At 45.0% G+C, this 15,590-nt stretch carries 12 protein-coding genes; 4 read left to right on the top strand and 8 right to left on the bottom strand.

All coding sequences use genetic code 11. The features are described from left to right. Positions 1-66: 66 nt before the first annotated feature. Positions 67-825 carry a substrate-binding periplasmic protein gene (locus BR06_RS0107790; RefSeq protein ID WP_031481907.1) on the top strand — a complete coding sequence of 253 codons (759 nt, stop codon included), beginning with the start codon at positions 67-69 and terminating at the stop codon, positions 823-825. A gap of 16 nt (positions 826-841) precedes the next feature. Here the strand turns inward: BR06_RS0107790 and BR06_RS0107785 are convergent, their stop codons facing one another. Continuing rightward, complete coding sequence (locus BR06_RS0107785) at positions 842-2,002, bottom strand: SGNH/GDSL hydrolase family protein (RefSeq protein WP_235727690.1); 1,161 nt, start codon at positions 2,000-2,002, stop codon at positions 842-844. A gap of 117 nt (positions 2,003-2,119) precedes the next feature. Here BR06_RS0107785 and BR06_RS0107780 point away from each other — a divergent pair, with 117 nt between their 5' ends. After that, entirely contained in the window at positions 2,120-2,743 is a 624-nt protein-coding gene (locus BR06_RS0107780) for an MBL fold metallo-hydrolase (protein ID WP_031481905.1), read from the top strand. A gap of 135 nt (positions 2,744-2,878) precedes the next feature. Here the strand turns inward: BR06_RS0107780 and BR06_RS0107775 are convergent, their stop codons facing one another. Continuing rightward, positions 2,879-3,946, bottom strand: coding sequence for a phosphotransacetylase family protein (locus BR06_RS0107775; protein WP_031481904.1), 1,068 nt, complete (start codon positions 3,944-3,946; stop codon positions 2,879-2,881). A gap of 27 nt (positions 3,947-3,973) precedes the next feature. After that, on the bottom strand, positions 3,974-6,082 hold the full coding sequence (locus BR06_RS0107770) for an acetate--CoA ligase family protein (protein WP_031481903.1): 2,109 nt from the start codon (positions 6,080-6,082) through the stop codon (positions 3,974-3,976). Positions 6,083-6,113: 31 nt separating this feature from the next. On the opposite strand from BR06_RS0107770, the gene rnc reads away from it, so the two are divergent. Beyond that, positions 6,114-6,833 (top strand): ribonuclease III, encoded by a 720-nt coding sequence (gene rnc / locus BR06_RS0107765; protein WP_031481902.1) that lies wholly within the window; start codon positions 6,114-6,116, stop codon positions 6,831-6,833. Between the two features lie 66 nt (positions 6,834-6,899). On the opposite strand, the gene BR06_RS0107760 is transcribed toward rnc, so the two are convergent. The 5 genes from BR06_RS0107760 to BR06_RS0107740 form a co-directional block, all read right to left on the bottom strand. Then, positions 6,900-7,772: a flagellin N-terminal helical domain-containing protein gene (locus BR06_RS0107760; RefSeq protein WP_031481901.1), complete on the bottom strand. Its 873-nt coding sequence runs from the start codon at positions 7,770-7,772 to the stop codon at positions 6,900-6,902. A gap of 475 nt (positions 7,773-8,247) precedes the next feature. Continuing rightward, positions 8,248-9,891 carry a flagellar hook protein FlgE gene (locus tag BR06_RS0107755; protein ID WP_031481900.1) on the bottom strand — a complete coding sequence of 548 codons (1,644 nt, stop codon included), beginning with the start codon at positions 9,889-9,891 and terminating at the stop codon, positions 8,248-8,250. A 39-nt stretch (positions 9,892-9,930) separates the two neighbouring features. Further along, positions 9,931-10,647 (bottom strand): flagellar hook assembly protein FlgD, encoded by a 717-nt coding sequence (locus BR06_RS0107750; RefSeq protein ID WP_031481899.1) that lies wholly within the window; start codon positions 10,645-10,647, stop codon positions 9,931-9,933. Between the two features lie 22 nt (positions 10,648-10,669). Further along, positions 10,670-12,595 carry a flagellar hook-length control protein FliK gene (locus tag BR06_RS0107745; RefSeq protein ID WP_031481898.1) on the bottom strand — a complete coding sequence of 642 codons (1,926 nt, stop codon included), beginning with the start codon at positions 12,593-12,595 and terminating at the stop codon, positions 10,670-10,672. A 135-nt stretch (positions 12,596-12,730) separates the two neighbouring features. Beyond that, entirely contained in the window at positions 12,731-14,104 is a 1,374-nt protein-coding gene (locus BR06_RS0107740) for a glycosyltransferase family 9 protein (RefSeq protein WP_235727689.1), read from the bottom strand. 152 nt (positions 14,105-14,256) lie between these two features. Here BR06_RS0107740 and BR06_RS0107735 point away from each other — a divergent pair, with 152 nt between their 5' ends. Then, a complete protein-coding gene (locus tag BR06_RS0107735) occupies positions 14,257-15,513 on the top strand; it encodes an MFS transporter (RefSeq protein ID WP_031481896.1) in 1,257 nt (418 codons plus the stop codon). Positions 15,514-15,590: the final 77 nt, after the last annotated feature.

Genomic DNA, 15,590 nt, shown 5'->3' with positions numbered 1-15,590 from the left:
TAAGAACAGAAGACCCTTTGCTAAAACGATTAGGGCCTACAAGCTTTCAGAGAAAAGGATTATTACTTGAAAAAAAATATATTTTTAAGTGCATTGTTCGCAATACTACTAACTCTTTGCAAGCCTGCATATGCTGAAGATTATTTAGTTTTTGCAACTCAGGATTTCCCTCCCTTTTCATATTTAGTGAATGGAGAAGTGAAAGGCCCGGGGGCAGATATCATAAACAGTGTTTGCAACAAAATGAGTAAAAAAATAGAACTGCAATTGTTTGCGTGGCAGCAAGCACAGGATATGGCTGAGAAAGGTGAGGTTCAAGCTCTATTCTTTGTTGGCAAAAATAAGCAAAGAGAAACATGGCTCGATTTCTCACCGCCGATTATTCAAGTAGAATATGGTTTTTTTGAATGTACATATTCGCCAATAAACTATGAAAATATACACAGCCTGCAAGACCTGACAGTTGGAGCATATGGTCCATCAAACACATCTATCGAGCTTAAAAAAATTGCACAGAAACTTGAATCAAGAATAGATGTTAGCATTATGCCAGATGACAGCGCCCTATTTAAAAAACTTTCCAAGAGCAAGGTTGATGCTGTTTATTCCAACAAAGATGTTGGCTCCGCCATGATCCATAAACTAGCTCTGGACAATATCCAATATGCAGGCACAGACAAAACTTTGAAATACTACATTGCCTTTTCTAAAAAGCACACTCCGACTGCGTTCGTGAAGGAATTCAATAAGGCGCTGCGTGAAATGAAAAAATCAGGCGAGCTTAAAAAAATACTGCAAGAATACGGAATGACCGTAGCTAATTAATTATTAGACCAATTTTTTATCCCAGAGCATATCGTTCAATTTCGTCCAGCTTCAACAAATATTCCTCAGTGTAAAGCGGGCCATTTGCAGTAAATGCTGTCACGTTTATACGATGTGCCAGACACCACACGGCAAGAGTAGGATTTCTCCAAATCCGTCCATATGTTTTAATCATATGCAAAGTATTATGACAGACAGGAGTCAACTCCGCGGACTGAACCAATAATGCGGTGTAATCCTTTTCAAGATTACCGAAAAATGATCCCACTGCGCGCGCACACGAATAATTCGCGCCGGATGACAGCATATTCAGCAGTTCATCATCTTCAAACTTCTCAGCCTGCCACGGAAGTGACCATTCATCCGGCACTACTTCGCTTTCAGAGTAGCTGATTTTTCCAGTCTCTTTAAACTCGATTATCTTTTGGGCAAGTACAGGCCACATGGAACCAACATGCTCAACATCTCTGCTCGCATGAATCTCTTTAATGACCTCGCCTTCTTCGGTTAATTTAAATTTCATAAAGGGACAGTGCTGCTCAATTATTTTTTCGGAAGAAGCCCAAATGCCGCCAAAAACTCTATCCATATCAAGGACAGTTAAGTTGGAAACATTATTTTGCCAGCGATTAAAGGTTGTGCCACTATATTTCCACGAATCATTCCACCCTTCGAGATAGGAATATGGATCAGGGCCGAAAGCAGGATGATGAGAAAGTCTTGACACAACGAGGATAGGCGTGGACGGAAATTTATCGCGTAAATTATTCAGCATTTTCTCGAAACGTTTCATATACGAAGCAGGATTAGCCTGAATCATTCCAAATCCTGCTAACATCCATTTTTCAAAATCAGGATGATGTTGCCACACTTTAGGATCAATGAAAAATACATATTTCTGTTCTTTATGAATAAAAAGAGGGCTACTCTCATGGAACAGATTAATAACGATAGCTTCCGGCTCAGCCCCGTTTCCAGCTTCATCTTGCGAAATCATTTCAAACTGATTGAACAAAGAACGGTCGTGGTAGAAGTCGCCAAGCCCAAGCTGCGTATCCTTTTCAAGCAACTCTGGAGGAATCGTACCGGGCGAACTGTTATACGTAAACGAGGAAGCCAGCACTCTATAAGTACATTCATGCCCCGCCTCGCGAACAGCGCGGCTGAGGAAATCCATTTGACAGTTTCCTAAAAAGTAAAGCATCGTAATTCCTAGCTAGTTGTTGAAATAATTTCGAAAATTAATTTGCCCGATTCCACTCTATTGCCGACCCGTAGTCAAGGCTTTGTAAACATGTCCGATATTATCGTTGAAACATTTGTCCTAGGCCCCCTTGAGACGAACTGCTACCTACTCACTTGCGGACGGGAAGCTGTAGTCATTGACTGTGCTCCCGAACCTTTACCGCTTTTAGAAGCTATACAAACACGCGGTTTAAAAATTACGGCAATCTACCTGACTCATATGCATCTGGATCATATCGGCGGAGCGGCCGAATTGCAAAAAATGACCGGCGCACCTGTATTTGGAAATATTGCTGACAAATATTTAGAAGATGTATCCTACGCATATGGCGGATCTAAAGAATTCGAACACGTTTTCGATCTTGATATTACTGATCTGAAAGCAGGCAGACAGATGGTCTTTGAACAGCCCATGATGGTGCTCGATACTCCTGGACATACTCCGGGAGGGCTTTCATTCTTTTTTCCCACCATCGGAGCAGTTTTCGTGGGGGACGTGATATTTATGATATCGGTAGGAAGAACGGACTTCCCTGGCGGAGACAGCGAAACACTGCTAAGTTCTGTAAAAAACAGAATATTTATACTACCAGATAATACGCAAATTTATTCAGGACACGGCCCCATGACCACCGTAGTGCACGAAAAAGAGAACAGTCCTTTTTTCTCGTAAAGAGCCACCGCCATAAGTCAGTCTGTAATTCTGCATTCTATCTTTCTGTCTTTCAACCATCACATACAATACACAAAAAAACAGCCCCACGGGTAAATCCTGCGGGGCTGTTCGTTCACATCAACTGAATAAAATCTAATACTTCAAGCCGAGTTCCTTTTTAAGGTGCGCGAAATCAATATGAGACTCAACAAGCTCAACGCCATGCTTAATTTTAGCAGGCTCGCGCAATTTATGCCGTGAAAGAACATCTTCCATTTTTTTAGCAACGGAAAAAGTATCATCCCTGACGACAATAATGGGCGTACCCAGAACTTCGGAGCGAGTCAAAATGATATCGTTAGGGTAAAGGTTTCCTGTTAGCACCAGACAAGGACATTCTCCCTCAAGGGCAACAAGCTGAACATCAGATCTGTCTCCGCCAACAATAACGGCTGAATTACGATGTTTTCTGAAATGCGTCATGAAATTTTCAACCTGCATGGTGCCTATCAAGAAGCTTTCCACAGGCTGATCACTTTTGCTGTGAGCAGAAATTATTTTACCGCCGAGATGATCCGCGAGATCTCCGACTTTAATAGTCCCCATGAGAGGATCTTTAGGAATGACTCCCAGAACCTTAACCCCTTTTCTTTCGAGAAAAGGCTTAATCAAGGACGTAATCTCATCCATAAAGGTAGGTGGAATATCGTTCAGAATAACCCCGACCATATTGTCGCCGAGAGTTTCTTTAAGCACTACCAGATAATCGTAATTCAACTCTTTTTGAAATCTATCAATAACGATACACTTAACATCAAGAGTTTTAACAAGGTGAACCCCGTCCACTCCGCAATATTTTCCAGAATACATGGAACCAGACCCAGCGACGAGAGTCAGATCTTTACCAGCACTTATTTTTGCATAAGACTCAACGATAGGCGTAACGTGATCTTCAACTTTTCCGTTAAAGGCAGACACCTTGAAATCGTGAGTAACGACTACGGGCGTAACTACTTTCGCGGGGTTGGAGACTCCTAGGACCTCTTGAAGAAAGAATGCATCCTCGTCACCTAGTCTGCCATCCACCTCAACAGGGATAGCTCCAACAGGCTTCATATAACCAAGACTGACACCTTGTTTTTGAAAATGTAAGCCAAGACCCATAACGATCATATTCTTACCGGAATAGCCGCTAGTAGAGCCTATATATAAACCGGGCATGGAGGTTACTCCTTAAATTTGAAATTTTTAACCGATTGTCATACGCATATTGGCGACAACCGCCCCATCAGGTCCCGCAATAATGGGACTAAACTCTGCTTCTTGAATCTCAGGTATATCTGAAGCCATCTGAGAAACCATAAGCAATATATCTTCTAAGGCACCTAGATTGACCGCAGCCCCGGCTCTTGCTCCCCGTAGAACAGGATAAGCCGTAACTTCGCGAATCATTTCCTGTGCATCATTTAACGCAAGTGGAGCAAGTCTTGATGACACATCTCCCAACATATCTGCGTGAATGCCACCAAGAGAAAACCGTATAAGAGCTCCGAATTGAGCGTCACGGCGGAAAGAAATTTCGACTTCGTGCGAATCCTTAGGCCCCATAGCCTGAACAAGACAGCCGGTAATATACGCATCTTTACGCCTACGCGCTGCACGGGCTGTTATTTGCTGAAATGCCCGCCTAAGATCTTGAGGAGTATGAAGATCGGTTACAACCAGTCCAAGATCGTCTTTCCTCGATATCTGAGGAGAAGCAACTTTAAGAACTACGGGATACCCGATTCTTTTAGCCGCTTTTGCCGCCTGATTTGAAGTACGCGCAAGCACAGTTTCCGGCACAGGAAGTTCATAAGCAGATGCTAAGTGCTGTGCATCCAGCTCGACAAGTTCCATCATGCCGACTCTTCTGGAATTTGCTACAATACTTTTAGCTTTAGCAATATCACGCCTAAAACAAACTTCGATGGGCCAATCTTTGTTCTGCCATCTGTGGCAACGAGCCATCGCATCAAGACTTCTCACTGCTGACTCTGGAAAATCGTAACATGGAATTCCACCATCGCGGAGCAATTTTCTAGCCTTCTCCACAGAAGGATCTCCCATAAAACACGCTACAATTGGTTTTGTAGAGGTCTCAGCCGCCACAAGCAGGTCCGCAGCAACTTTTTCTACTTCACCCAAAATATTTGCGGCAGGGGTAAGAATAACCAGAACTGAATCGAAAACGTCGTCCTCAATTACCGCTCTAATTGTCTTTGCATAAGTTTCCGCGTTTGCATCACCGATCATATCAATAGGGTTGTACAATGCAGCATGCGGCCCGAGGAAGTCTTTCATCTTTTCAAGAGTAGCTGAAGACGGACGCGAAATATTAAGAGTACCCTTCTCGCACATATCAGCTGCAAGAATTCCGGGACCACCGGAATTTGTGACAATAGCAACATTTGGCCCTTCCGGCAGTGGCTGACATGAAAAAGCGTGAGCCAAGTTGAACATATCCTCGATATCAGTGGCTTGCAAAACTCCAGCCTGATTGAACGCTGCGTTGTATGCATCGGTTGATCCGGTCAAAGCACCGGAATGAGCTGATGCAGCACGCGCACCGGCAGCCGTTCCGCCAGCCCTAAGCAAAATTAAAGGCTTCTTGCTGGTGGTGTCGTAGGCAACCCTTAAAAAATCCTGTCCGTCTTTCAAAGTTTCGCAATAACCAACGATAACTTTAGTATCTGGATCATTGGCAAGATAGCGCAGCATTGTCGCTTCGCTGAGAACTGCCTTATTTCCAAGACTAATAAATTTTGAAAAACCGACTCCTTCACTATTTGCCCAATCGAGTGCAGTATTGCACAGAGCACCGGACTGAGAAAAGAATGCAATATTACCATGCGTGATGTAGTCAGTAGCAAGACTTGCATTCATGAAAATTGAAGAATTCATTAATCCAAGACAATTCGGGCCTAATATGGCCATCCCACTATTTTTTGAGATCTTAGCAAGGCGCTGCTCGAGCATATACCCTTCGCGGCCAGTCTCACCGAAACCTTCAGTGGGAACAATCACCGCGTGAACAGGAAGCTCAGCTAGCATTTCCACTGTCCTGACAACCTCAGCAGGAGATAGACATATAATGGCTAAATCGGTAAAGCGAGGGATGTCCGAAACAGAAGAAAAGGACTTAAATCCAAGAACTTCTTCACCTTCACCATTGACTGGGAAGATTTTGCCCTTATATCCTGAGGCAAGAAGATTGGACACTGCAATATTTCCGGGATTAGCCGGATCTGAAGTAGCCCCGATAATGGCGATAGATGCGGGCTCAAAAAGAGCCGCTAATGATGAATAAGATTGCATTATTAATATATATAAATTTAAGCAGGGTTTTATGGAAGAAGAGTTTTTACGCCTACAGCAAGGTATCCACTATCGATTTTCGCAAGTCAAGCATTTAGCTACAGCTTTAACTCATAGTTCATGGGCAAATGAGCAGGCTGAGCCTTGCGATGACAACGAAAGACTTGAATTTCTTGGAGACGCAGTCCTCGAATTGAGCGTAACCGAAGAGCTTTTCAAACGATTTCCAGAGGCTCACGAAGGCCAACTGACTAAAATCAGGTCTAAGTTAGTAAAAGAAAAAAGCCTTTCAAACGTTGCCCTCGAACTGGGGCTTAACGACTTTCTGAAGCTAGGAAGGGGCGAAGAATCACAGGGCGGCAGAATGCGCTCATCCTTACTGGCAGATACAATGGAAGCGGTAATCGGAGCAGTTTTTCTTGATGGGGGTTACCCTGAAGCGTGCAAATTAATACTAAATTTATTTGAAGATAAATGGCCTGAAACATTTAAAATCGAAACATCGAAAGATTTTAAAAGTCAATTACAAGAAGTCACTCAGGAAATATTTAAAGAACGACCAACATATGTGCTGAGCGGAACTGCAGGCCCTGAGCATGAAAAAGTATTTCAGGTAATTTTAAATTTGCCGACGGGAAAAACTTTTGAAGCAGAAGGAACAAGTCTAAAAAAAGCGGAACAAACTGCGGCTGCGACTGCAATTGTTTATTTGAATTCCAAATATCCAGAAAAATCTGACCCAAAAGGCTAAGGACCGGGAGGCGGTGATCAGCCAGCCTCCACAGTCCTTAATCGTCACCCAATATGTTAAGCGGACTTATCCGCCTATAAGCTGCATTGCCATCTTAGGCAGTGAGTTGGCCTGGGACAGCATTGCTACTGCGGCCTGAGTGAGAATCTGATTCCTTACAAATTCGGTCATTTCAGTTGCAACGTCCACATCAGAGATACGAGACTCTGAAGCCTGAACATTTTCAGCCTGAATTGATAGGTTGGTGATAGTATTCTCCAACCTATTCTGCATAGCACCGAGATTCGCACGAATCTTATCTTTTGAAATAATAGCGTTCTGAATCTTCTCAAGTGCCTGCTGAGCAAGGGCCTGAGTAGAAATAGCGGTGTTAACACCGAGAGCAGAAGCTGTAGAAGTCGCTACTGAAATGTAGTAGTAATCTTCAGCAGAATCGTTTCCTGCTCCAAAGTGAACCTTCATAGGACCTGTAGAATGCACGCCGTTTCCGTTGTGCGCGCTGGTCGCCCCTGAAAGATTACCATTCAGCAAGTGAATTCCATTAAAATCTGTTGCGTTGGCAATACGGGTAATTTCCGATGCCATTGCCTGAAATTCTGAATCGATAATCAGGCGCTGATCGGAGTTGTAAGTACCGGTCGATGCCTGGGTTGCAAGTTCTTTCATGCGGATGAGTTTTTCATCGATAACCTGCAAAGCTCCATCAGCAGTCTGAATCATGGAAATCGCATCATTTGCGTTTCTCATTCCCTGATTCAAAGACTTAACGTCTGCTCGCATAAGTTCGCGAATCGCCAGTCCGGCAGCATCATCTGCTGCTGTTCCAACTCTTAGTCCGGACGAGAGGCGTCGGGTGGAGACGCCGAGGTTGCCGTACGCTTGATCAAGATTTCGCGTAGCGGTCATCGCCATAAGGTTGTGGTTAATGACTAAGGACATATCTGAACCTCCTTGTTGTTCACAAAAAATCCGTTTTCTTAAACAACTTAAAGCAATGCTAATGCCAAAAACATTTTTATCAACTAATATAAAGATTTATATAGATAGACAAAGTCTAGACTCTCTAAAATGGACTGACCTAGTCAATTTTTTCCCTCCTAACTAAATTATACAAACCCCTCTCGCAAAGACGGAAATAGCTACGACACTCAAGCACACAACACACTTATTTAAATAACTATTTCCCCAAAAAAGAACCATACACACTTTCCAAAGCAGGAAATTTATTCCGTATATTTGGCATTAAGCAGAGTCAGCTTTCTGGCAAAAAGAAACCCCTGTTCTCGAAACGGCACGTTTCGGGAACAGGGGTTCTGGTAACCGTGTAACCGAGGGAGTCAATCCCGGTTACGGAGGTTGTAAGAAAGGAGCTTTCTTATATTTTCAGCATCTTATCAGGATACATTAGAGACTATTAGCGCTTGAGCTGGATGAGTTCACCCATCATTGAGTCAGTTGTTGTGATAACCTTCGAGTTCGCCTGGAAACCGCGCTGGGTGGTAATCATGTTTACAAATTCCACCGCAAGGTCAACGTTTGAGGCTTCTAGAGAGTTTGAGGCTATTGAGCCCTTTCCTCCGCTATTCGGCCTACCTGTAAGCGCATCCCCTGAGTCTCTGGTTTCAGAGAAGAGGTTACCCCCTTCCCGCCGGAGTCCCCACCGATTATTAAAGTCGGCAATGGTCAAGGCGTATAATTCAAGGATCTGTCCATTTGAGTATCGTCCGGTCAAAACCCCATCTCTATCGACTGATACACTCTGTAAGAAACCTGCGGTGTAACCGTCCTGCGACTGGAATAATGTAGTTGATCCCGTACTATAACTGGTCGAGGCCAGCGCACTGGTTTCAACACTACCGTAATTTGGTATTCTGGAGATATCAGTAATATTTGTTCCGATCTGTGAAGCATTCGAAATAGCACTTGTCCCGGTGCTCCAGCCTTTAGTTACACCACTTCCTGAGAGATCCGAATTGCTGAGTCCGAAGTTCATTTCAATAGTTGCAACACCCACAGAGTCAGTAAAACTGGCATTTGAAGTGGACAAGAAGTTGGCAGTCAATAGTGGCATGCCATTCTGCGAGAAGTTCGCAAGTGTCCAGTTAGAAAGGTTCTTAATGCCGTCCGCCGCTACGCCGCTCTTAAGAGTAAAGGCAGATGTTCCTGTCAGATCTCCCGCAGCGTTAAAGGTCAAAGTCCCGGTCATAAGCAACCCTGCAGCGGAAGATGTTGCGAAAGCAGTTGTGCCACTTATAAGACGTCCATCTTCAGCAGGCGTACTTGTAACAATGTATTCCCAGACCTTCTTACCACCCGCATTACTGAGTGTAACCTGATCATAATAAGTGGTCACATTGTGGGAAGAACCATTTTCATCATAAACTTTCATGGTAGACTGGTATCCGTACAGAGAATCACCTACTGGCGTGTCTGCGGTTCCATCCCACGCTTCAAAGAGAGAGAAAAATGGATTGTTCGCACTGGAAGCATGACTTTCCTCCCCGGAATCAAGGTTGGTAATCATATTAATACGCGATGTAGCCTGCGGAGCAGACTGGAAATTTTCTAGCCTAATATCTGTCGGCACCCCTACAGTTCGCACAGCCTCTGATGCAGTTGTTGAGTCGCCTGTAGCAACTGTAGTGGAGGAAGTTTGAACTTCCCAGCCCTGCAACACATAACCGTGCGGATCTGTTAGATAGCCATCTTTATCGAAACGGAAATTACCGGCTCTACTGTAATAAACGGTCTCATCTTCCTTTGGCTTTACTATGAAGAAGCCTGACCCACCAATCGCGAGGTCTGTTGCTTCTGATGTTGTCTCAAATGATCCCTGTGCAAAGTCGGCATAAATTGCCCCGACCTGAACACCTCGACCAACCTGCGCTGTGCCTGTCGCAGTTGTAACATCCTGACTGATCGCATCTTCAAAATGCATCTTTGCACTTTTAAAACCGACAGTGTTAACGTTAGCAATGTTATTACCGAGAACAGACATCTTATCGCCATGTGCCTGTAGTCCTGTGATTCCTGAAAATAATGATGCTGATAAACCCATGAGAAACCTCCTTTAAGTCCCGTTGACTCGTGGTTGTATTTAGCTTGTAGTTTCGTCAGAACTATCTGCAACAACCGTGGGACTGACAACTTCTCTAATATTGAGAAAGTTGATGTAACGACCGTCTTTGAGATGCAGAAACTGTTGTCCGCCCTCAGAAACGACTCCTGAAACTTCACCACTGACTTCCGTCTTAACCATAACTGGTGCGCCATCAACATCTTCTGCTGCCATTGCAATAGTATAGACACCATCCGGCACATCATTCCCTGCCCAGTCCTTTCCGTCCCACTCAAATTCGTGGGTACCTTCGGCCTTAGTACCGAGCTGGGTTGTTCTTACAAGGTTCTGATTCTGATCATAAATATTGATAAATGCATTTGCTACCGTTTCACCTAGTCCATAATAGACTTTACTGATCTCTCCGTCTGAGCGACTTACGGTGTAACCTTCTGCCTTCACTTCTTTGCCGATAAAGCTTACTGCGGAAACCATCTGTTCCTGCTCTCCATTGTCGGCCACGCCTTCCATAGTAGTATTAAGTTTGGTAAGCTGTTCAAGACTCGAGAACTGCGCCATTTGCGCCATGTACTCTTTATCTTCCATGGGGTTTGCAGGATCCTGATTCTGCATCTGGGTCAAAAGTAGTTTTAAGAAGTCATCGCTTCCCAGCTGCGTTTGGTGGTCCGGCATATTGCTGGCTGCCAAATCGGCTTCCGCTCTGCCTAGTATATTACTGTAACCTACATATCCCATGACTCTTACCTCTCTTTTTTCGTTAAGCGACTACATGCAATCCACTTTGGGAAATTGTTGCCGCATGCTCTATATTTTGCATATCTTGGGCCAAAGAGGTTCCTTCTTGTCTAAGAGCCTGCCAACGCTTCTTCATTCCAGCCATCATCTCCTGATAGTGTGCGCTGTTATGATCCTGTGCGCCGTTCCATGAATCCTGAGTTTCGCTATCCGCAAGACCGGTCTGAACTTCAAGCTTTTCTACCTTAAGTCCCTGTTCTTCCAAAACTTGCTTAACGGCTTCCAGCTGTTCTGCAATGACCTTTGCAGTCTCTGGGCTTTCTGCTCTTATAGTTGCCTGCACTTCCTTATTCTTAACCTGAATCATGACGTTAACTGTGCCAAGTTCAAGAGGGTTAAGCGTAAGAGTAAGTTGCTTAGTTCCCTGCCCAAGGTTCTTAAAAGCACCTTCCTGAACCTGCTCGAGAACATTTGACCGGGCAGTATTTGCCCACATGCCACTAGTCTTGCCAGCCTGAGCAGCTGTAGCAGCCCCCTTAAGAGCTCCCATACTAGAAGATCCAAGTCCCTCACCCAGAAGAGCAGACTCTCCCTTAATAGTAGAGCCATCAGTCAGCTTGCCGAAAAAGTCATTCCAAGTGTCAACATCCTTGGAATCTGTGAGAATATTTTCAAGCCAGTGCTTAGCTGTATACTTAGTATCACCACTCGCTGAATTGTTTCCATCCTGATTAGTCTGGGAGTCACCGTTAGTGCTACTGCCAAAGGTATTCTTATCCTGAGCGTTGCCTTCAAAAGCACCCTTCTGATTACCGGCTGTAGAACTCTTATCTGACTTACCATCTAAATTATTTGCTGATTTAGCTTCTGAGTTAGCTCCTGAATGATTTGTAGTACTGCTTGAAGCAACTCCAACAGTATCTTTACCAGTCATTACGGAATGACTATTCTCAGGCTCCCCTTCACCAGCAGTAGGATTATTCTTTTCGCTAATATCTTTGCCAACTCCCATGGAGTCGCGAATAACCTTTGCAGAAGCCATGCGGAAATTATCCGGAGTCTGATCGGAAGCCTTATCAATAGAGTTCTGCAAAGAGTTGCTAACAGTCTTAACCAGATCAAGATCCTTCGCATCTTGAACTGCAGTATTCTCAGTCAAGACATCTTCCAGCATTGAGAATCCCTTCTTAACAGAGCCGACGGTAGATCCTTCTGTCATGACCATCTTAGCGAGCTGCGAAGTCTTTTCCCCTGAGAGCTTAAAAAATTCGCTGAGAGTTTTAGTTTCATCTTCTGAAAGTTGGAGCGGCTGAGAATCAGGAAGAGAGGCAATTTTAGCCTGTACCTGTTCAACAACTTCCCCCATCTTTCCCTGAGAAATTTTTGTAAGCATTCCCTTAGATTCATCTGGAGTGAATCCGAGCTTCGAAAAGAGGGAATGCATATTCTGCTCTTGAACAGGATTTAGCGTAAAACCCTTTACGGACGTCATCATGCCGGTGAGCTCACTAACAAGTTCACCGTAACTTAGGCCACCCTCGCTCATGACCTTTTCTTCAAGATCAACAATGTCCTTCTTGTCTACGCCATACTCTTCAAGCTCTTCCTTGATTTCATTCCAATCTTCACGACTGACCTTGATATCCTGAGGCTGCTGATCAACAGACTGATTTGCTACTTCCCGCGCGGCTTCTTCTATATATTCAGAAGTACTCCGAACCTCATCATCATACTGCACACTTTCACTAGGTGCTTCATCATAAGTAGAACGGATGTCGGCAACAGCTTCCTGCACAGGCTGATAGACACTTTCGAGACCAGCCTCCTTGCTTGAGTAAAGAAAATCATCGAACATTGAAGAACGATAAGAGTCTTCAACCAAGTTGGACCTGTCTGTAATCTTTGCCAATTCATTGGTACTTTGATCGAGATGTGGAAGTATTTGCATTTTTTAGCTCCTCGAGAACTCTTCTTTCACAAGGCGTGCCAAAACTGAACATGAATTATTACAGCATGTTAAAATAAATAATGGTAGGCAAAAAAGGGAATATTATTCCGAGAGGGGAAAATAGTTCAGTGAAAATCAGCTGCCACTTACTATAGAAGCAAGTCGTTCGTAGAGAGATAAAACTTTGATCCACGACGGGCGATCATAGTTGTTATTTTGAAGAAAAAGATGAATATATCCAGCGAATTGACGAATAATAAGTGGACATGAATTCCAGAAATTATCGGACAGAGGAGCGCTTTTAGCCAGCCCTCTACTAAACTCGCTGCCTAACCCCGGCAAATGTGAGCGCATCTTCTGAGCCAGACGCGGGTGATTTTCACTGAAATCAGCCCATATCAGCTTAGTTCCAGCATCATCCCATAAGCCGAAGGACATACCGAAGAATTCCTGCCAGAAAAGCCCTAGCCGATCTCCTGCCCCAGAAGAATGACCGCTAAAATGCTGCAATTTATACAACCCGCTCGTTCTCTGTAAAGACGAATAAAGACGCAATCCCGGTAGAGAAGTTTTTAAAAGCGCAGCCTTATCATCACGCATCATACTCTTTGCAATGGCCGCTATACGAGAAGGAACAAAGGGATCATGGCAATGAAGCCTATCCCGCGAACATGCCCAGCAACCATGCGCGCAGCTCATAGTCGAGCGCAGCACATAATGGTCATTCTGATAAGGGCCAGTTTCCCAAGGGTTAACATTACCCATGGAAAGGTTCAGCACCTTCAGGCCAGACCATGCAGCAAGATGCATAGGCCCAGTATCAGGTGTGATGAAAAGTTGTAAAGACTGGCCCACAGCAACAAGTTCGCCAAGGTTTAACTTGCCAGTCATATCGAGCACAGGGCCACCGAAAGCACGCGTAACCTCTGCGCCAAGCCCTGTTTCATCAGGACCGCCAAAAAGCACCGGTTTCATGCCGCGGCTAAGTATTTCCGAGCACAGTTCAGCCCAGAAAGGCACAGTAGGGCGCTTAGATTCCTCGCTTGCTCCGAGAAACAGTCCAATGCGCTTATCTCCGCCATGTAAAGTACGGGGGTCTGACCAAGATGTGCGGGAAATAGTATCCAAAGGTATGCAGTCCAGCGCGTTCAAGTCCGCCCAATGAAAGCGATTGTGCCGATTATTATGGACCACACTTGCACGGTAAAGTTGCCAATCTCCAAGGATATAAGCATCGCCATCAGAGTTAGAAACAGGCCCAAGCTTGCCTTCTGAGCTAAGCTCACCCGCAAGAGAGGCCGCTTGCTTGCGGATGCTAAGATTTATGATCAGCTCGTATTTTTCTTTGCGAAGAACACCAAGTCCCGCCCAAGGGAAGTAGACCACCTGCGGGCTTAAGGGCATCAGGGGACGGAAGAACTTCTCCTCCGCCACAACCCAAATGGGGTGACCGGGGTAAGTTCTCTCAAGCCACAGAAAAAGCGGAAAGGAAAGGATTAAATCCCCCATTCGCTGCATCTGAAGTACAAGTATCGGGCGTTTTGACATGAGGGAGAGCTTACAGCATTATTGCAAGAAATTCCACGCCCTAGGTTGACCTAAGATCTTTTTATCTTCACAGTCATGAGGTTCAGAATAACAATCCTAAAACCCCACATACAATGACAACAAAATCCCAAATATCCCACCCGCTAATGCCTTGGGCAGTATGGGCCATAGCCACTTTATATTTCTTCTACGACTACATGCAGCAAGTCGCCCCAAGCGCAATGGAGCCGCAACTTGCCGCGCATTTCCACGCCGATGCGGCTTCTATGGGACTTATTTCATCAGTATATTTCTATTCATACGCGCTCATGCAAATCCCAATCGGGATCATGGCGGATAGATTCGGCCCGCACCGTCCACTTGCCATTGCCGCCATTGTTTCTACTTGCGCTGGGGCTTTTTTTACCTTCACGACCACCCCCGCAGAGGCAATCGGAGTTAGAATCATGCTTGGCGCGGCTACGGGTTTTTCCTTCGTATCCTGTCTAAAGCTCGTATCCAACTGGTTCCCGCCCGAAAAATTCGCTACCATGGTAGGACTTACCAATATTATAGGCATGGTCGGGGCTGTAATGGGCGAGGCTCCGCTCACCCGCGCGGTGGCAGTTTCAGGTTGGCACGGCACTATCCTAGGCATCGCCGCATTTGGCGGGATTGTAGCTCTTCTAATAATATTTCTGGTTAAAGACCACCCTCCAGTCATTATTCAAAAGCACACTCTTGCAGACAGAGGGTCAGGCTTAGCGGAAGCTCTTACCGCACTTAAAACTATAGCATCCAATCCGCACGCATGGCTGAACGCGAGCTACGCCGCTACTATAAATATGATATATACAGGCTTTGGCGCTTTGTGGGGAACATCCTTCATAGCGAAACTCTACGGCATATCATCCACCAATGCGGCGATTGTGGTTTCCATGCTCTTTGTCGGCGCAATACCGGGTAGTTTCTTTTTCGGCTGGTTTTCCGACAAACTAGGCAAACGCAGTCTGCCCATGATTATTGCCGCTTCTGGCGGACTTATCTGTGTTAGCGCAGTTGTATATTTGCCCGGAATTCCGATGCAATTGATGTATGGACTTATGTTCCTGCTCGGCTTCTTTTGCAGCGGTAATGTTGTCGCCTACGCATATGGTAATGACATCAGCCCCAAAGGAGCCAACGGTATTTCACTCGGGTTCGTTAATACTTTTTTGATCGGCGGAAGTGCTCTCGCTCAGCCAATTATCGGCTGGATGCTTGTTGCAAGTTCCCATGGCGCAAAAGAATTTACCCTTCCGGACTTCCGCTACAGCCTTTCCATACTGGTGGCGGCAAAAGCTGTAGCACTTATAGCGGCATTGACCATCGGACGTACGAAATCTGCATAGTTTAGAACAACTACCCACAACAAAAAATCCCGCCCGAGATATTCTCGGTCGGGATTTTTTATATCATTCTAATTACG

Origin of the sequence: Maridesulfovibrio frigidus DSM 17176 (assembly GCF_000711735.1) — a bacterium.
Lineage (GTDB): Bacteria > Desulfobacterota > Desulfovibrionia > Desulfovibrionales > Desulfovibrionaceae > Maridesulfovibrio > Maridesulfovibrio frigidus.
This window is presented reverse-complemented; position numbering and strand designations above follow the sequence as displayed.